Genomic DNA, 18,637 nt, shown 5'->3' with positions numbered 1-18,637 from the left:
CATAATGACAAATTTCTATTTAAATTTATTTTATCTTTTGCAAAATACACGACAATACTTGAACTATTTATTCCTAAACAAACTTTATACAATATAGATTGTCCCTATTTTGTAATAAATACTTCAAACGATGGAATGAATTTTACACTTTTTAAGTACAAATAGCTTCTTAATTTTGACCTATATAATTTGAAGTTATGAGTAAATCAACTATATCACGTAAAGATTTTTTAAGAAAATCAGGCTTAGGACTTATGGGAGCACTATTTGTTCCTAGTTTATTAGGATCTAATTCTATTTTTGCAGAAGAGCTAAATAACCCTAAACAAACAGCTATGAAGGGAAATTGTATTTTAAAGAACGTTTTATTAGAGACTGGATTTGAGTATGATGCTGATGAAGTTATTCGTACCAAAACAGGTTTGTTCTGTGTTGAAATTCAAGACGGAATGATAAAAAGTGTAACAGCTAATCATCCAAATCGCGCAGATGCCATTGATGCAAAAGGTTTGTTGATGTTGCCCGCATTTAAAGACATGCATATCCACTTAGACAAAACGTTTTATGGTGGAGAGTGGCAAGCTGTTAGAAACAGAACGGGTGGCATAAAAGGAATGATTGAGTTGGAACAACGGATCTTGCCTGACATGCTGAAAACATCAACTGAGCACGCTGAAAAACTAATTGAACTGTTGCAATCAAAGGGAACTTCTTATGCACGAAATCACGTTAATATTGAGCCTACTTCGAAATTGCAATCGCTTAAAAACCTACAAAAAGCCTTAGAAAACAAGAAAAAAGGCTTTGGGGCAGAAATAGTTGCATTCCCTCAGCATGGTGTTTTCTATACAGATTCGGCTTCGTATTTAAAAGAAGCTGCGAAAATGGATATTGATTTTATCGGCGGGGTAGATCCTTATACGATCGATGGAGCGATTGAAAAAACCATGGATTTTACGGTTCAGTTGGCTTTGGATCATAATAAAGGAATCGATTTGCATCTGCACGAATCAGGTGCGTCAGGCTTAAAAACAGTAGAGTATTTAATCAAAAAGGTAAACGAAAATCCAGCCTTAAAGAACAAAACCTTTATCAGTCATGCTTTTGTTTTAGGTCGATTAGAAGAAGTACAACAGGAGGAAGTCGCTGCAAAATTGGGTGATGCGGGCATTGGGATTGTATCTACAATACCGTTTGGACGCTTGATTATGCCTATTCCTACTTTGTACAAACACAACGTGACGGTGATGACGGGTAACGACAGTATTATTGACCATTGGAATACCTGGGGAAGCGGTAGTATTTTACAGAAAACGAATGTAATGGCACAGCTTTATGGTTATGGTACGGAATTTAAATTATCGAGATGTTTAAAACTGGCAACAGGTGATATTTTACCGCTAGACGATAAGGGTAATCAGCAATGGCCAAAAGCTGGGGATGCTGCCAACGTTGTATTGATCGAGGCAAGCTGTTCGGCAGAGGCAATCTCAAGAATTTCACCCGTGAAATCATTAATCCACCAAGGAAATATAGTGTATTAATCTACTATAGTAAACGACATTTAGGGCATTAATTTAACGAATAATGCCTTTTTTGTTTCTAATTCAATGTTGCTAAATGATCTGATATTTTATTTTGGTTGTAAGTACTTTTAATTTATGTAATCCCGTTTTCTTTAAAAAACATTTCGTTTTTTTTATCTTCTTTACGTCCAAGTCATTATTTAACAGCTTGGAAGCCATGACTCCAGCAAAGCGACTAAATGAAATTAATCTCCGATTCGAAAGATCAAAGGAAGCAAAAACTCAATTTTTTGGTCTTGCTGCGTCATGAAATCTATAACCTTTTAACTATAAGCTAGTTAGATAAAGAGATGTGTCTTATCATATTCTGCAAATTATTAGTTGTAAGTCACATCAAAACGCCCTTCACGTATTTGTATAATTTTACCTTCGAGTTGTTTAATATCAAACCAAAAAGTACCTGATAATATTCTATCAAATATATTATAATGCGTTATCTTCAACTCTCCTTTGTATATTTCATTTGTTGTTACCCAATCACCACATAAGATCACATGCCTACCAAAAAGTAAGCAAAAAGTAATAGTTTTTTCATTTCATAAGATTTAATTTATTATTTAACTCGCATATTTAACATCAAAACGTCCTTCGCGAATTTCTACAATTGTACCATCGGGGCGTTTTACGTTAAACCAGAAAGTACCCGAAAGTATACCGTTCACTTCATCGAACTTGGTTATTTTAACCTCTCCGGTTTGTTGCTCATTGGTATTGTACCAATTACCTTGAGGCATAAAAAACACTCCACCTGTATAATATTCAATTCCTACTCCTCTTTTTCTTAAAGGATAGGTAGCCCCTTCAATCAGTAAATTAATATTATTATTACCCTCTACACTAATTGAACGTATGTATTCAGCATCACCCCATCTGCCTCTAATAGATAAGCCATATTTATCTTGGTAAAATTGATAATATGCTGTAATATCATTTTTTTGGGCGATATAGGCCTTACCATCTACATAACAAGCAAAAGTACCCGCACCGTAAGTGGTTGCTGTTGGTAATTGGGTTTGGAAGTTACCAGGGTCTTTTTCGGGTAAGTCATCATTTTTTTCTCAGCTTAAAAAAAGTAGGCTTCCTATTAAAACGGGTACGTAAAATATCTTTTTCATATAAAGAATTATAGTTAATAACATTTACAAATCACAATTTTCTATAGCTATTACAAAAGGATACCTACAACCTCATCTTGGCAATGATTTGATATAGTAATATTAACAAAAAAGGTAATAAAAACACATGTTTTTTTGAACTTTAACCTTTAAGGTAGTGTAGCTACAGCAAATGTTAAAAAAATATTCAAAATACCCTAAACTTCAATTATTATTAAACTTAAAAGAGCTTTTCCCATTCTCATCTAAAACAATATAAGCCTCAAATTTTTTACCCGATTAACTTTTTATCAGCTTAATCAAATTGGTTTATTTAAAATTAAAAAGGTTTTAAATATTGAAAATGCATAAAAGAACTATAACATTCCTTTCTAGATTACAGGAAAACAAAAAGATAAACTGTAATACAATTTTTTATAAAGTTTTTTAAAGTAGTATAACCATAATACTATTTTATTCCATTTTAAAGTTTTAAACTTAATTATCATGAAAGAATTAAATGAAAAAATAAACGAAAGTTTTGAAACATTAAAAGCAGATACCGAATTACAAGTTGAAAAAGGTAACAAAGCTGCAGGAACAAGAGCACGTAAAACATCTCTTGAATTAGAAAAACTATTAAAAGAGTTTAGAAAAGCATCATTAGAAGCTTCTAAAGCATAATAAAACCCCTCTGTTGAGGGGTTTTATTATTTTATTTTCATTCTTCATCCTACAAACTAAATCTGTATTTAGCACTTAACAAAACAAAACGAGGCATTAAACGGTAGCTTGTACTGCTGTAGCCTATATCGCTAACATAATAAGTGGTAAAATTTTGCTTGTTTAATAAATTATTCCCACGTAAACCAAGCGTCCATTTATCGCCTTTTAACTTGTAAGTAGCTTCAACATCTAAAAAGGCATGGTGGCGTTGATTTTTTTCTAAACTATCAAAATAATAATACTCGGTTACTGCTTTTACATCAATGCGTTCATCTACTTTATAAAACACATCTAAAAAGCTAAAGCCGTTGGTGTAATTATTTTTATAATTGGGCGCTTTTACTTCAGAAAATGTCCATTCGGTACCTATATGAAAGTTAAAAGGTATTTTAAAATTGGTACGCCATTCAAAATTATATCGCTGATTATTGAAATTATTTTTACGCAAACCTGAATTATTTACTTCGTTGAAAGAGATAGACATAGAGTAACTTCCTTCTAGCTTTACATTACTTTTTAACTTGCGAAAATAAAAGTTCGAAGAAAAACTAGCCCCAAAAGTATCACCACCTTTTATAAAAACTTTTTCTGATAACGAGCTATTTTGTTCTATTAAACTTCTGCTTGATAAAACATTGCTTTGTTTACTGTAATTTAAGTTAAACGAGAAACGGTAACGGTTCAAGTAATGACGAATGCTATACCCTAAGTTAGCCATTTGGTAATCGGTTAACTTAAAAGCGCCCAAACCTTTTGAAAAGGAACGTGATGAAGTTAACAAATAGGTATCGTTTACATCTACAAACGAGGTGTTATTGAAGTTAACCATATACGAACCACTAAAAACATTTGTTGGCGTAACATCCCATGTAAAAAATGCTGAAGGATTCACATAAAACGGATTTTGCTTTTTGTTGGAGTTTAAAGTGGTAAACTGATTAAACAATTGATGGGCTTCGGCACGCCCCGTAACTTTAAAGGTTTTCCATTTCCATGTATAACCACTTTTTGCATAAAAATCGCCTAAGGTAAACGAACTATCGGTTTGAAAATCATTGGGATGAAAAGCTATTGCATCATCAAACAAACTCAACACCGTATTCATTGTTTGCTGGTTATGTGTATACCCTACCTGAAATTCAATTAAATCATCGTTTTTTTGTTTTAGTTTAAAATCGGCTTCTAAACCGGCAAACGTTTTATTGTTTTTAATGTCATTATTCATAGCATCGGCATCAAAAGCAAACAAATCGCCCATTAAATAATCGTTGATATGATAAATTTGAGGCATTTTATTTGAAAAGAATCGACCTTTTAGCAACACCACATTTTTATCTTTCCATTTGTGAGTGTAGGTAAGTTTTTGATCGAAAAAAGTATTCTTTGTTGCTAACTTTTCTAAGGTATTGGTACCATTAAAAGTTAAATCGTTGGTATTATTGGTGTTTCCCTGATTGTATACTGAACTTATTTGCAGCATTTGCGTTGCAGAAACATCGTAAGTAGCCAACAAATTAACATATCCTGTTTTTAAATGACTTTTATATTGATTGTTTTCAGAATTCTCAAAATACGTTTCGCCTACATTGGTAACGCTGTAACGGTTGTTGAAGGCATAGCTTTCATCGCCACCTAAAAAACCAACCAGTTTTACCTTTAGTTTATTGGTAACAGGTACAATAGTACTTAAGGAAACATGTTCGGCATTGTTAATACGGGTTCTATGGTCTTTTAACTGCCCTGCGCTGCCACCACTTAACCCCATTAAAGTATATAGTTGACTGGCATCACCAATAGATTCTATCTCGTAATTATTGTTAAACATATTTTCTAACGATCCTACCCTATCAGCGCCAACATTGTTTAAGCCATAAGTTAAAAAGTTTTTATACTTTTTACTAAAGTTCATTAAGTTACCCGAAACATCGTAACGGTTTTCACTTACCAAACCATAACCTGCAGAAATATCGCCAAACCATAAATCTTTATAAGCTTCGTCAACCGTTAAGTTTAAAGCTACTTTGTTGCTTTCTTCGACACCTTTTAACAATTTATTATTGCTGTAATTACGCAATACCTGTACTTTATCTAACGGTTTGTTGGGCATGTTTTTAGTAAGCAAGCTATAGCCACGGTTAAAAAAGTCATCACCATCAACCATTACCTTTTCAATTTCGGTGTCTTCAAACTTAATTTTACCGTCTTTTTCAACGGTAATGCCTGGTATGTTTTTCAATAAATCTTCTACCACTACTTCACGCCCCGTACTAAAAGCTTTGGCATCGTAAACTAAAGTATCGCCTCGTTGTTGTATGGGGTTGTCAATTTCTATCACTAAATCTTCTAGCTGTTCATTGCTTTCTTCTAAAGTAAACGTAAACGTATATTCTTTTTTATCTTTGGTTATGGTTAAAGGTTGTTGCTGTTTATTAAACCCCATTTTATTCACCTCAACCACAAAGCTGCCTTCGGTTTCGGTAGTAATATTAAAAGCACCTTGTGCGTTGGTAAAGCCAAATTGCAGTATGTTATCGTCGGTATTTTTTATTAAAACCGACGCATTGGCTACAGCTTCTTTATTTACGTTAACAACCGTACCTTTACAAACGGTTTGGGCTTGTAAAGAAACCGTTGTAAATACGAATAGTAATAAGGTTATAAGTGTTTTTAGCATGTAGTTTATTAGGCTTTTTTTATTTTTTAGCTTCATCTTCCCATTCGTACACTCGTTCTAAACCAAATCTTCCAATAACAGTACTGGTAACTTTTACATTTCGATCATTTAATTGTGCCATAAAAGCATCATCCGCCTCCTTACCCTTTTTAAAATACTCCTGTAGAGTAATCTTAGCTAATTTTTCTGAAGGAAAAGGTACATCTCCAATTAGCTTTTCTACTTTTTCAAGTTTAAAAACAACGCTTTTATCAGTATCAGTAGCTTCTACAATTAGCCCAGGCAAACCATACCATTTCCAAGGACCAGCATTTATAGGAATATCGGGTGTAAACCACACTTCAAAGTTGTTGCCCCTAAAAGTAGTGGTCGCTTTATAGCAAGTGTACTCTTTAATCTTTTTGGTTTCATTGGTTATGTTCCACTTATAATTTAATTCATCAGTAACTAAAAAGAATTTCTTGCTAATATCTCTAATCATTTCTATTTTATTTTTAGAATGATCTACCTTCAGATATTCATCAGAGAATTTACTATAATCTGTAGAACCACTTCCTGATTTCCAGACTGTAGCTCCATTTTCATTAATATAAGTAGTGTCTTTAATTACTTTAATAGGTACCGTAGATGTAATAATATCGTGCATTACTGTTGGCTGATTTTCTTTTACATATAAAACAGCATCTCTTTTACGATTACCTTCAAAACGTTTGTAAGTAATTTTGTAATCATTTGTTTGCGCAAATACCATTTGGCAACAAAAACAAAGTAGTACTAAAAGTGTTTTGTTCATAATATTGATTCACTAAATAAAAGAAAGATAAAAAATATTCTTTCTTAAGTAAAAATTTAAATCATCTTTTTAATATAATTGCATCATACCCGTACTTTATCTACTGGTTTGTTGTATATGCTTTTGGTAAGCTATTAGCTATCTATTAAAGTTGTAATTTAATAATTTGATTTTGTTTACCTCAACCACAAAGCTAACTTCGGTTTCAGTAACAAAATTAAAAGCACCTTGCGCGTTGGTAAAGCCAAATTGTAGTATGTTGTCGTCGGTATTTTTTATTAAATCCGATGCGTTGGCTACAGGTTCTTTATTTACGTTAACAACCGTATCTTTACAAACGGTTTGGGCTTGTAAAGAAACGGTTGTTAATACGAAAAGTAATAAGATTATAAGTGTTTTGGCATGTTTTAATTATGGTTTTACTTTTTCACTGCTTCTTCCCATTCGTATATAGGCTCCATTGTTTCAACTTTGTATTGATCACTGATATTTATTTCACCTCTTGTTATATATGCATTAAGAGCTTCTCTTCTTTTAATCTTGCCTTCTACTACCTTTTCAATAGAAATTACAGACAAGTCTTTATCAGGAAAATATAAACTTGAAGTACTATTCATAATAATCTTTTCTGCTACAAAACGATATTTTTCGTTATTATCATAAGCCTCTAATATAAGCCCCGGAAGTCCGTATAATTTCCATGGTCCAAAATTCGTGTGTAATTCAGGAGCAAACCAAACGATCCATTTTAATCCTCTAAAAGTTGTTTCTGCCTTTTGGCAGGCAAAGCCAGAAATATTTTTTGTTTCAGATAAAATATTCCAAGTTAATTCTATATAATTATCTTTAATTAAGAAATCTTTAGTACCAATAAAATCAATTAAAAATATTTCTTTCTTTTTTAAATCTCTTTTAATAAAGCCATTAAGTTTATTTTTATTTTTTTTACTGTAATATTCTACATGGCTTAAATTTAAGTTTTTAAATATATCCTTACCATTGTTCCATTCTTTGCTTTCATCAAAATGTTCCTCAAATATTGATATGTGGTCTTTAATTTGTAATGTTGCAGGCATAATTTTTGGCATTCCTGTGTCATAGTAACATGTATAATATACATCCATATCTTGCGAAATGGATGTATATGAAATTAAATTTACAAGTACTAATAGTAAATAAAATTTATTTGCTTTCATTTAATGATGGTAAAATTAGTAAGCAGTATGACCATATCCAGCTTTAAAATCATAATCCTCTATACTATAATCTTGTTTCATCATATCCAACATTCTATTGTATGAGTTAGCACACCAATCTGCCGATACATTAGCACTTTTTCTACTTACAGCATCGATTAAATTTCCACCTCTATCAAATACTAAAATTACAATCTCACAAAGTCCATTATTAACTACTAACTGTTCTTTAATAATAAAATTCTCATTTACTAAGTTAATATCTTCTGAGTTAAGTTGCAATTCAACACTATTTAACTGTTTGCAATTAACAATTTCATTCGAAGCAAAACTACTTCCTGCAAAAGCTACGCAAGCTAATGCACTAAAAATAAATTTTTTCATAATAATTAAATTAATTTGGTTTGAATTTGTTTACAGTGTATTTTAAGTAGCTGTTACAAATTTTGCCTACTACCACATCTTGCGCAATGATTTGATATAGTAATATTAACAAAAAAGGTAATAAAAACACATGTTTTTTTGAACTTTAACCTTTAAGGTAGTGTAGCTACAGCAAATGTTAAAAAAAATATTCAAAATACCCTACACTTCAATTATTAACAAACTTAAATGAACTTTTCCCATTTTCATCTAAAACAATATAAGCCTCAAAACTTTTGCCTGATTTACTTTTCATCCCTTTAATCAAACAAGTTTTTCCTGAATTAATAAGGCTTTCAATATCAGCAATACTTAACGTAACACCACATACCAACCTATATTGTATCCACGAACAAGATAAATCGGTACACTTAACTATTTTGTCTTGAATTACTACAGAACTACACTTACATTTTGGGCATATTAGATGGGGTAATTTTTCTCTTTCAAATTTAAGATCTAGCAATTCTTTTGTAATCAACAAAGTATCTTCTTCCATCTCTTTTAAAAAACGAACATCATCTATTTCATTATTTTCAATTCTTTGAAGTGCAACCTCCCATTTAGCTGTCATTCCTATATCTGCAATTTTAAACTCTTTAACCAATTGGTATACCTCTAATCCTTTATCTGTAGGAATCAGTGCTTTTTTATCTCTCACAATATAGGCACGTGAAAACAAAGTTTCAATAATGGTAGCCCTAGTAGCGGGAGTTCCTATACCAATTTCTTTCAAAGCAGCACGTTCTTCCAAATTTTCAACATCTCTGCCCGCTTGTTCCATTGCTGATAAAAGAGAGGCTTCTGTGTAAAGAGCTGGTGGCTTTGTTTGCTTTTCTAAGATGCTTCCTGATTTGATTCGAAGAACATCACCTATTTTCAATACCGGTAGTTCCATTAGATGAGCATCCGAGTCGCTTTCATCAAAAGATCCTTTAACAGCACGCCATCCTGTTTCAATTATTTTACTTGCTCTTAAACCAAACTCATAGTGTAGTGCCTCCAAAGAAACATCTGTTATTTGTTTCACACAAACTTCCGAAACCGCTTCCAATAATCTAGAAGCAATTAAATGATATACTGCATTTTCTTTAGCTGATAAAGCAGACGGAATTTTATCTGTAATGAGTAATCCATGATGATCTGTAACACGTAAGTCATTTACTATTCGTTTATTCAATCTCCCTAACTTTAATGAAGTAATAACCTCAGCATACTCTTTACGCACACCTAATCCATTGACTAACTTTGGTATCTCCTCCCAAACATCTTCTGGTATGTACCTGCTACCTGTTCTAGGATAGGTAATAAACTGTTTTTCATAAAGTAGTTGGGCTATCTTAAGGGTTTCATCGGCAGACAAATTCAGTAGTTTACTAGCTTCCTTCTGTAAACACGTTAAATCAAAAAGCAAAGGTGGTTGTTCTGTAACCATACGAGAATCTACATTTACCACTTCCGCTGATCCATTTCTTTCGATTGAGTTCCACGCTTGTTGCGCATCCTTTTTAGTTTCCCACTTATTCTTGGAAACACTTTTAAACGAGATAAATTCTTTATTAAATAGAAGTTCCACTTGAAAATAAGGCTTTACAACAAAGTTTTGATGTTCTAAAAACCGCTTACAAACCAAAGCCAAAGTAGGCGTTTGTACACGACCTAGCGAATAAATTCCATTACCCGCTGCAACACTAAGTGCCTGTGAAGCATTAATACCAATTAACCAGTCTGCACGGCTTCTGGCTCTTGCAGCGTGATACAAACCATTAAATTCGGAACCGTCGATAAGATTCTCAAAGCCCTTTTTAATTGCTTTTTCTGTAAGAGAACTGATCCATAAACGTTGAAAAGGTTTATTACTACCAACAAACTCATAAATGTATCGAAAGATAAGTTCTCCTTCCCTACCAGCGTCTGTTGCAACAATGATATCAGAACTCTTTTCAAAAAGACTTTTAATAACCTTTAATTGTCTAATAGCATTCTTATCAGGGATCCACTCCTTTCCTTGTTTTATCCTTCTTTGCGTTAAAACAAAAGGATTTGGAAGAATAGGAAGTACCTCTTTACTAAAGCCTGCGATGCCATAATCATCAGGCATTGCCAAACCCACCAAATGCCCAAATGCCCACGTTACAAAAAAACCATTTCCTGAGAAGTACCCTTCATTTTTTGTTTCAGCACCTAATAGTGAAGCAATCTCCCTTGCCACACTTGGTTTTTCAGCTATTACCGTCTTCATAACTTAGATTTTTCTACCTCTTTTCTTCTCTACTTTTAACTTATCATCAGACCCTTTCTGGGTTTCTTGCATCGATTTTTGCACCTGATTTTTAGGACCATCCTGAGAAGATTGTAGTGGTTCCTTCATTTTTTTAGTTTTTTCATTAGTGTTTCCATCCGAATTAACAGCAACCTGCGTTTTAAAATCTTCTGCAGGCTTGGCTCTTTCCTTCAACTGACCAGGAAAAGCAAATTCGGTTTTTCCCGTATCCTGATTAAAAGTGATGTACCCCTGATAGGTTTGTCCTTTCTTATCTACAAGACCATCTACATATACCGTTTCACCAGCTTTGAATTTATCATACTGTTCCTTACTAAGTTCTTTACCTCTAAACATCTGAGGAGCTAGTTTCTCCTCATTTTTTGCAGCTACTACTTCAGTAACTGTTTGCTTATTAGATACCCCTTTATCAAACAAAAATTCCACATATCTTTTATCTGCATTGAACTGTACAGTAGCATCAAATGCAGTACCTTTCTTAGAAATCATGCCTTCCAAATAGAGAGGTTTGCCCTCTGACAACGTTTGTTTTTGAGCATCATCTAGTTTTACCCCTTTAATTTCTTCAGGAATTTTGATTTTATCAACCGCCAGTGCCACCACTTCATTCGTTAGACGGTCAACACTAACAATAGAAGGAATTACCGCTCCAGACCTTGGATGTATCATATCTACCACCCTTCCCATATTTCCTGTTTGCAAAAGATTCTTTTTATCCTCACTAGTAAACTCATGACCAAACAAAGGGTATTTCAGATTAGGTTCTTTTCTGATGCCGTGAATAGCAATTACAACATCGCCCACTTCATTTGTTTTAAGAGACAAACGGGCATCCATTCTAGCTTCCGTTGCACCCAAGCGCAATACCAGTGGCACCAATTCATTTGTTTTGTAGCCTTTTAACAAAGGATCAAGCATCTTTCTTTCTACTAGTTCCCTTTCACTTAGCCCAATATCCGACATCATTTCCCAATCAATTTTTTTAGGATCATAACGGTACTGTGTAGTTGTACCACTTTCTGCTGTTTTCTGTGTATTTTCCATATTATTTGAATTTTGATTACTTATACTATTTCTGTTATTCTGAGATGTTACGGCGTACTTTTCCATTTCCTTCTGAAACAATTCCTCTTCTCCTTCTTTCTTTCTATTTGGAATAGTAGTAGCTTGTTCTACTGGTACTCTAAAAAAGGAAAAAGAAGAGGGATCTTTAAGCTGGCTTAAAAAGTTGGAAAAGAAATTTGAAAAAACATCCCCGTGTTTATCAACACGCATAAATTGGTTTTGATTTTTCTTAAGTGGCTTAACAGTTTTAAGATTACCATCTGCATCCACTCCTTTTACTGCTTGAACATCTTTATCTTGCTTCTGTTGCACCAGCAAAACGTCGTTATCATTTGCAGTAGGTTGGTTCGCAATTGTTTCATCATTCATGAGTACCTATTTTAAAATAACACCCAAACTAACCACTTAACCTATTCAACCATCATAATTTGGCAGTACAAGACCTTAGCCTTCCTTATTTTTCTTTCGGTCACCCACCGATCGAGAATAGCTTTCGCGTATTACCTGTTCCACGTCTGAGCGTTTGTAGTAAATCTTTCCACTAATACTGTAGTAAGGTAATTTACCATTAGAGCGGTAGCGTTGTAAAGAGCGGTTGCTTATTTTAAGCAAAAGCAAAAGATCTTGATTATCCAGTAATTCTTCACCGTCTACTACTTCAAGACGATTATTTTTTGTTTTACACACTTCGTCCAAGATGTCAAAGCGTTGCATGATGCGTTTCATCCATGCAATAAATTCAGTTCTGTCTATATTCATCGTAATTATTTAAAACCATCCTAGAACAAGTACACGATAAAATCATACAAAAATTACAACAGATGGTATTGTTTCACAGAGCAAAATTGAGCATAAGAAAAAGTGTAATTCGCCAAGTAGATGCCAAGAAGTACCCATAAAAGTCAAATAAAAATCAAAAAAAAGAAAGAAAATGCACAAAAAGTACCCTAAAAATGAAATCAAAAACTTAAAACCAACAAAAATGCCCCTAGAAAAACAATATAAAAAAACAGTTCTAGAGGCATATATTAAATACAAAAAAATCAATCCAAATCTTTGTGCATGTATTTTTCTAAATTGGTTGTTAGTTGGTCTAGAAAAGAAGTTTTACTTCCAGATCGATCCTTCATTCTATGAAACGAATGGTGTAAATCACCTAATTTAATACTGAACATCGCTTCAAAAAGCAAAGCAATTTTAGATATACCAATTCTACCATTCGAAATAGCACCAGAGGCATGCAAGGCATATACCAATTCTATTAGGGCACTTTTAGAATTAGTCCAAAGCAAATCTTTTGGAATCGTTTGCAATTGATTCTCACAAAGCGTATTATTATAATCATCAGGTTGCAATCTGGTCATTAAGTAATTATAAAGCAAATCATCTGAAACAAATCGGGCAATTTTGTAATCGTAGTAAGTAGAAAAAAGCGGATCAATTTCAAAAACAACGCTGTTTAAGCCTTCATAAAAATCAATATTTCCCAATTTAAAGAAATAAGCATCTCGATCAGTACGCCCCGATTTGTAATAACGATAAAATTCAGATCTCTCTGTATATTCCTTACAATTACGCAGTAGCTTATCAATCTGAGAAGAAAAATATTTTACAAACAACTTACCATTTGAAGCAGGACAAGAAGTTTCGATGCGGTAGAGTTTGTTATAAAAAATTAATTTACCTAAAATTTGAGGTTTTACCTGTTTAAAGAATGTAATTTCATCTTTTTCACTTGTAAAACCATTAACCATTATAATCTGTTTTAAATCACCTAGCATTTCTTTGAGAAACAAGGTCATTTGATAAGACTCTTCAATAATAGAAGATGAATTTAGTAGGATACGCTGCTCCTTAGTTATTAGCCGAGAAAGCACGTCCTCATAAATACGTTGTTCCATGAAGTATTAAATTTAGATTAGTTTCAAAGGGGGTGGATCTTTTCCAAAAAAATACCTAAAAACCATAGTTTTTAGTGCTATAGAAAATGCAAATAATGAATTTACACTTCCTATAACGCTCAGAAAAAAAACATCCGGACCTGCCGGATGTATCATCAAAGAAAGAAGTAAACAACTTCCTACTCAAATGTCTGTAGTAAATCGCTGTTATATGTATCTTTCATACGCGCATAGGCTGATCTATAAAATATTTCAGCACCTAGCTTGCGCTTTTCAAAAATGGCAGACACACCCAAATAGATTTTAGAAAACGATTGTTGTTTCGCAAAAAGAATTGTTTGAAACAAAAGCTGACGGTACAATACTAAACGCTGTGGCTCATTATTACTCATACCCACAAGAATAGGATTAAATGAATTATTCGTTTTATTTACATAACAAAACATGACACCCTCTATATCATTACTTCCTTTTTGTTTAAGGATGAGAAACTTCCATAAATTACTTGCATTCATTGCCTGAAACAAATCGTAGTTGTAACTAAAATTATTAATCGCAATATTATTTGCTTTAACATTCAAGTACAGTTCATATGCTTTTTCCAGATCACTAGTTGAGAGCGTATCCACTACCGAAACATCGTAGGTATCTATAAAAGGCAATACCTCTGCTCTAAAATGCCTTCTAGACCTTTTAGATAACGATTGTTCAAAACCAAGAAGATCGTTCCATTCAAAATTTGAAAACACAGCAGAGTCAGGCATTTCTACCGTAACATAGCCTCTTTCATGAGTCATATGATACATAAAGCTTTTTCTACGAAAATCTCTAATAACCAGTTTGCCACATACCGAATGCTCAAACACCTCCTCCATTGAATCAAAAAATGCCCGTTGCAACCAGTTAAAATGCTTAGCTTTTTTATTAATGTACACATGATTTCCTTCCGTAAAAACAGATCCTGTGCTATGTACCTTTTCCGTTAAGAACAAAGGATTAGACACCCGAATCTCTTCAATTTTCTTTGAAACAGCCTCTTTTGACAACATATCCTCCTTCCACAGCGAAATAGACGTTTGTGTTAAAGCTTCTCCTTCTAAGTTTCGAACCAAATGATACTTGAACTCCATAAAATTGGGATCTTTAACATCCAAACTAGAAAAGTATTTTTCAACAAAAGAAAAGCCATCATAATCAAGCGCATGATCCTTTAAATATACATTCCATTCCTCTTTCTTTACAGCATCAATCTTATCATATGTAAAACTAGAGAAAAAAGCACGGCTTGCATGTTCCTTAATCTCGGGGCCCACAAAATGGCGCTTAAAAGCACGCCCCACCTTCTCATAACTATTACCCGTGGCAACCAAAGCTCTAGGATATTCTTTTTCAAGAATACGAGCCAAATAGATAATATCTTCTATTTTATTATGATTACAAACCGTAATGCGAAGTCCCGCATTGTTTACAGGAACCGCTGGAAAAACAGCCACACTTACATAAAACCTTTCCATATTTAATTTTTGAGCAAGTACATAAGCCGTGGTAGGCATACCAGTAGCAACAAAAAAGACAGGTGTTTCGCCTGTAGACATTAAAGGAATCTTTGCCTTGACAAGCGCCTCTTGAAAAACATGAATGCGAAGCAATAGCTGTTCTTGCAATTGATAAATTTCAGGGCTTAAATGAATTTTAGCAGAAGCAATAGCAGCTGCAACAGACGCAGGTTCTAGTTGTGCGGAAAAAGTCAAAGGACCACCAAAGTTTCTAACCTTATTTATCAGTGAAGCATCACCACTTACAACAACCGAACCACTCGCGCCAAAAGTTTTACTCAATGTACTTACCAGTACTATTCGAGAATCAAGAAAAGGCCAATGGCTTTTTACAAAACCACTTCCATTGATCCCCATCCAGCTCATTCCATGTACATCATCCAGATACAAATTAAGATTTTTATACTTCTTCATAAGATGTTTCAAATCCGATACAGGAAGCGTGTCCCCATACATAGAATAAATGCCATCTGCCATATACCATATTTTGCTGTACTTATTAGCATACTTTTTTAAGTAGTCCTCTAGTTGCTTCATATCATTATGACGGATCAAACGGATGGGAACGTCCTTTGTTTTCAAAACAAGACATGCATTTTGAACACTCCAGTGCACCTGATGATCTAAAATTACCATATCATCGTAACTTACAGCATGTGGAATGGTACCAATATGCGCCAACGTACTGTTTTTAGTCACTACAAGCGGTTGCCTGTTAAAGATGATATCCAAATGTTTTTCCAATTCAGAGTATAAAGGATGTGAAATATAGGTCTTTGACAAAGGAAACTGCGTACCAAAATTATAAATAGCAGTTACCGCAGCCTGTTTTAAGCGCATATCTTGTTCCAAACCGAGATATCCTGTATTAGCAAAATGCTTCAATTCAAATCTATCAATTTTTAAATGTCCACCTCTTAAAAATTTATTTTGAGCATAAAGATGCAGTACCTTATTATCTTTTGCATTTTCAATGCTTACATCAATGGTATCCATGATGTCGTTGTGATTAATTTTAGCCATAAAAATTTCGTTTGCTTAAAGTTGCTAAAAATTAAAAAGCCAACTGATAAATAGCCTAAATTTTATACCTATTCCCTATTTTTTTATACCTATTTACTAATTTCTCCGATAAAAAAAATAAATATTAAAAAAAATTAGTACTAATTTTATAAACCTTACAACAAAACAAAACACGCACTATTATGAATACAACCACATTTGAAAACAAATACGCCCATTACGAACTTACCAACTCCTATTTAAAAATAATCTATAAAGGAGGTAAGTACATTGATTACGCGGCAGCCCAAGCCATTGTAAAAGACCGACTGCGCATACAATCTTACAAATCTTTAAACATTCTTTGTGATATTACATCAGTAGAAGACATCAGCACAGAAGCAAGAGATTACTTAGCCACCTTTGGTTCCGCTTTAATAAAATCAGTAGCACTTATATCCACAGGCAGTACCTTAAAACATATGGCCACCTATTTTGTAGCGATCAACAAACCTAAAATTCCAACCCGTGTCTTTGATACGATGTCAGAAGCAGAACACTATATACAATCGCTATGATGAAAAAAAACATTATCTTTTCGCAAGAGCGTTGGAACAATTTACAAGAAAGTTTACTAACATTAGCACAAGGGAATCTTAGTAAAAAAATCAAAGTAAAGTATCTAAACGATGATTTAGAAAGCATAGAAGTGCTTTTAAACATGGTTATAGATGAATGGAAACAACGTGTTTTACAAATGCCCTTTAACAAACCTGAAACACACAAATTCATACATCATTACCAATTATTATTAAATAAAAATCTGCAAATTTTGGATGTTGATCAACAATTTCCCTTAGACTCAACCATTGATATCAAAAATATTCTCAACAAAAAAATCACCCAGCTTTTAGAAGAAGAAGATCAAAACTCACTTGAGCACTATATCAATCAACTCAACTATTCCGTAAATTTTCATCCTGAGACCCCATCCATTACCGTATTAGGAAATTCCTACTTATACAGTATCAAAAAACTTAGCTCAGGAAAAAACTATATATTAAATCTCTATCAAATCCATTTAGATACCAAATACTTCAGCAAAGGACTTGCAAGCGAGTCTACCGAGATGATTAAGTTAGAACAAAGAAAACGTTACAGAGACATTATAGAAGAAATAAAAGAACACATAGACCAGCTACCACTTTCAGAAAGACTACAATTAAAGCAAATATGCAAAAGCTTTGGAATTAACAGCTTTCAACTAAAGAAAGGATTTCAAGAGCTTTACCAATGTTGTCCATACGATTACTTCCTAACCTTACGAATGAAGCACGCCCATCTACTAGTAGAAACCAGTACCATTTCATTAAAAGAACTATCACAAATGGTAGGCTATTCACAGTACCCAACATTTAGTACCCAGTTCCTAAAAACCTTTCAAATAAGACCCCGAACCTTACGAAAAAAGCAGCAAAATAACATATAAAAAGCCCAAAATAAACACACAAGCCAACATATATACTAACTTTTAATCCCAATTCAGTAACTTATTCTATTATTTATTTTTCAATTTTACATAACACGAAATCAAACAGTTATGTACAAAACAAAAAAAATAATAAAAGAACTGCTGGTATATGCATTTGTATTACTATTTGTATATGCAGCCATAAGCAAGTTAATTGACTTTGAAAATTTTCAAGTACAAGTAGCCCAATCCCCTTTATTAAGTGCCTTTGCTACGCCTATTGCATACGGCGTAGTAGTTGGTGAATTGATTATTGCCCTATTGCTTTGTTTTCAAACAACCAGAGCGTTAGGGCTTTATTTATTTTTAGGATTCATGACCGCCTTTACCGTATATATATACCTCATTTTACATTACAGTCCGTTTGTACCCTGTTCATGTGGAGGTATTCTTGAAAGGATGGGATGGTGGGAACATTTGTGGTTTAATAGCTTTATCTGTATAATAAGCATCATAATGCTTTTTAGTTGTTCAGACAATTACACATCATTTTTCTTTTGGTCGCAAAAGAAACAAAACTCCTGAGCGTCACTGCTCATGGTCAATTTGCATTTTCACAGCTAAATCAAATAAACTCGAGCAAGCTCTCAAACAGCATTTGATTTCACGCTGTGTTCAATGAATCGACACTCATTCCGCTGTGAATGCTCAGTTGAGATTGTTGTAAATAGTTTGATTCAGTGTTATACTGATGAATTGATGAAAAGTCCCCTACCCTCAAAGGGTGAATTAGTTACATCATTTCAATTAAAATCAAGCATACATCCACTTAACCTTACACCCCACAACATACACCCCACAACATA

At 33.4% G+C, this 18,637-nt stretch carries 15 protein-coding genes; 5 read left to right on the top strand and 10 right to left on the bottom strand.

What is annotated here, in order from left to right; all coding sequences use genetic code 11:
* Positions 1–197 precede the first annotated feature (197 nt).
* Positions 198–1,544, top strand: coding sequence for an amidohydrolase (locus H1R17_RS10170; RefSeq protein WP_163430988.1), 1,347 nt, complete (start codon positions 198–200; stop codon positions 1,542–1,544).
* Positions 1,545–2,143: 599 nt separating this feature from the next.
* On the opposite strand, the gene H1R17_RS10165 is transcribed toward H1R17_RS10170, so the two are convergent.
* Positions 2,144–2,320, bottom strand: a complete 177-nt coding sequence (locus H1R17_RS10165) for a DUF6252 family protein (protein WP_163430987.1) — start codon at positions 2,318–2,320, stop codon at positions 2,144–2,146.
* Between the two features lie 867 nt (positions 2,321–3,187).
* Between H1R17_RS10165 and H1R17_RS10160 the strand changes: the two genes are divergently transcribed.
* The gene (locus H1R17_RS10160) at positions 3,188–3,364 is read left to right on the top strand and encodes a histone H1 (RefSeq protein WP_163430986.1); all 177 of its coding nucleotides are present in this window, start codon (positions 3,188–3,190) and stop codon (positions 3,362–3,364) included.
* 49 nt (positions 3,365–3,413) lie between these two features.
* On the opposite strand, the gene H1R17_RS10155 is transcribed toward H1R17_RS10160, so the two are convergent.
* The 9 genes from H1R17_RS10155 to H1R17_RS10115 form a co-directional block, all read right to left on the bottom strand.
* Positions 3,414–6,080 (bottom strand): TonB-dependent receptor, encoded by a 2,667-nt coding sequence (locus tag H1R17_RS10155; protein ID WP_163430985.1) that lies wholly within the window; start codon positions 6,078–6,080, stop codon positions 3,414–3,416.
* A gap of 19 nt (positions 6,081–6,099) precedes the next feature.
* On the bottom strand, positions 6,100–6,873 hold the full coding sequence (locus H1R17_RS10150) for a GLPGLI family protein (RefSeq protein WP_163430984.1): 774 nt from the start codon (positions 6,871–6,873) through the stop codon (positions 6,100–6,102).
* A gap of 419 nt (positions 6,874–7,292) precedes the next feature.
* Positions 7,293–8,069 (bottom strand): GLPGLI family protein, encoded by a 777-nt coding sequence (locus tag H1R17_RS10145; RefSeq protein WP_163430983.1) that lies wholly within the window; start codon positions 8,067–8,069, stop codon positions 7,293–7,295.
* 15 nt (positions 8,070–8,084) lie between these two features.
* Positions 8,085–8,453 (bottom strand): hypothetical protein, encoded by a 369-nt coding sequence (locus tag H1R17_RS10140; protein WP_163430982.1) that lies wholly within the window; start codon positions 8,451–8,453, stop codon positions 8,085–8,087.
* Positions 8,454–8,661: 208 nt separating this feature from the next.
* Positions 8,662–10,734, bottom strand: coding sequence for a type IA DNA topoisomerase (locus tag H1R17_RS10135; protein ID WP_163430981.1), 2,073 nt, complete (start codon positions 10,732–10,734; stop codon positions 8,662–8,664).
* A gap of 3 nt (positions 10,735–10,737) precedes the next feature.
* Complete coding sequence (locus tag H1R17_RS10130) at positions 10,738–12,210, bottom strand: DUF3945 domain-containing protein (protein WP_163430980.1); 1,473 nt, start codon at positions 12,208–12,210, stop codon at positions 10,738–10,740.
* 75 nt (positions 12,211–12,285) lie between these two features.
* A complete protein-coding gene (locus H1R17_RS10125; protein ID WP_163430979.1) occupies positions 12,286–12,600 on the bottom strand; it encodes a helix-turn-helix domain-containing protein in 315 nt (104 codons plus the stop codon).
* Positions 12,601–12,884: 284 nt separating this feature from the next.
* A complete protein-coding gene (locus H1R17_RS10120) occupies positions 12,885–13,742 on the bottom strand; it encodes an RteC domain-containing protein (RefSeq protein WP_163430978.1) in 858 nt (285 codons plus the stop codon).
* Between the two features lie 179 nt (positions 13,743–13,921).
* Positions 13,922–16,321, bottom strand: coding sequence for an aminotransferase class I/II-fold pyridoxal phosphate-dependent enzyme (locus tag H1R17_RS10115; protein ID WP_163430977.1), 2,400 nt, complete (start codon positions 16,319–16,321; stop codon positions 13,922–13,924).
* A 182-nt stretch (positions 16,322–16,503) separates the two neighbouring features.
* Between H1R17_RS10115 and H1R17_RS10110 the strand changes: the two genes are divergently transcribed.
* From H1R17_RS10110 to H1R17_RS10100, 3 genes are all read left to right on the top strand, one after another.
* Positions 16,504–16,878 carry an STAS/SEC14 domain-containing protein gene (locus H1R17_RS10110; protein ID WP_163430976.1) on the top strand — a complete coding sequence of 125 codons (375 nt, stop codon included), beginning with the start codon at positions 16,504–16,506 and terminating at the stop codon, positions 16,876–16,878.
* Complete coding sequence (locus H1R17_RS10105; RefSeq protein WP_163430975.1) at positions 16,878–17,789, top strand: helix-turn-helix domain-containing protein; 912 nt, start codon at positions 16,878–16,880, stop codon at positions 17,787–17,789. Before H1R17_RS10110 ends, H1R17_RS10105 begins: the two co-directional genes overlap by 1 nt.
* 111 nt (positions 17,790–17,900) lie before the next feature.
* Positions 17,901–18,356 (top strand): MauE/DoxX family redox-associated membrane protein, encoded by a 456-nt coding sequence (locus tag H1R17_RS10100; protein WP_163430974.1) that lies wholly within the window; start codon positions 17,901–17,903, stop codon positions 18,354–18,356.
* Positions 18,357–18,637: the final 281 nt, after the last annotated feature.

It is taken from the genome of Flavobacterium sp. xlx-214, assembly GCF_013874595.1.
GTDB lineage: Bacteria > Bacteroidota > Bacteroidia > Flavobacteriales > Flavobacteriaceae > Flavobacterium.
The sequence above is the reverse complement of the archived record's forward strand: the minus strand, read 5'-3'. Positions and strand labels throughout refer to the sequence as shown.

Coding starts and splice junctions, on each gene's coding strand:
- H1R17_RS10170 (WP_163430988.1), top strand. CDS start 198: ATGAGTAAATCAACTATATCACGTAAAGATTTTTTAAGAAAATCAGGC.
- H1R17_RS10165 (WP_163430987.1), bottom strand. CDS start 2,320: ATGCCTCAAGGTAATTGGTACAATACCAATGAGCAACAAACCGGAGAG.
- H1R17_RS10160 (WP_163430986.1), top strand. CDS start 3,188: ATGAAAGAATTAAATGAAAAAATAAACGAAAGTTTTGAAACATTAAAA.
- H1R17_RS10155 (WP_163430985.1), bottom strand. CDS start 6,080: ATGCTAAAAACACTTATAACCTTATTACTATTCGTATTTACAACGGTT.
- H1R17_RS10150 (WP_163430984.1), bottom strand. CDS start 6,873: ATGAACAAAACACTTTTAGTACTACTTTGTTTTTGTTGCCAAATGGTA.
- H1R17_RS10145 (WP_163430983.1), bottom strand. CDS start 8,069: ATGAAAGCAAATAAATTTTATTTACTATTAGTACTTGTAAATTTAATT.
- H1R17_RS10140 (WP_163430982.1), bottom strand. CDS start 8,453: ATGAAAAAATTTATTTTTAGTGCATTAGCTTGCGTAGCTTTTGCAGGA.
- H1R17_RS10135 (WP_163430981.1), bottom strand. CDS start 10,734: ATGAAGACGGTAATAGCTGAAAAACCAAGTGTGGCAAGGGAGATTGCT.
- H1R17_RS10130 (WP_163430980.1), bottom strand. CDS start 12,210: ATGAATGATGAAACAATTGCGAACCAACCTACTGCAAATGATAACGAC.
- H1R17_RS10125 (WP_163430979.1), bottom strand. CDS start 12,600: ATGAATATAGACAGAACTGAATTTATTGCATGGATGAAACGCATCATG.
- H1R17_RS10120 (WP_163430978.1), bottom strand. CDS start 13,742: ATGGAACAACGTATTTATGAGGACGTGCTTTCTCGGCTAATAACTAAG.
- H1R17_RS10115 (WP_163430977.1), bottom strand. CDS start 16,321: ATGGCTAAAATTAATCACAACGACATCATGGATACCATTGATGTAAGC.
- H1R17_RS10110 (WP_163430976.1), top strand. CDS start 16,504: ATGAATACAACCACATTTGAAAACAAATACGCCCATTACGAACTTACC.
- H1R17_RS10105 (WP_163430975.1), top strand. CDS start 16,878: ATGAAAAAAAACATTATCTTTTCGCAAGAGCGTTGGAACAATTTACAA.
- H1R17_RS10100 (WP_163430974.1), top strand. CDS start 17,901: ATGTACAAAACAAAAAAAATAATAAAAGAACTGCTGGTATATGCATTT.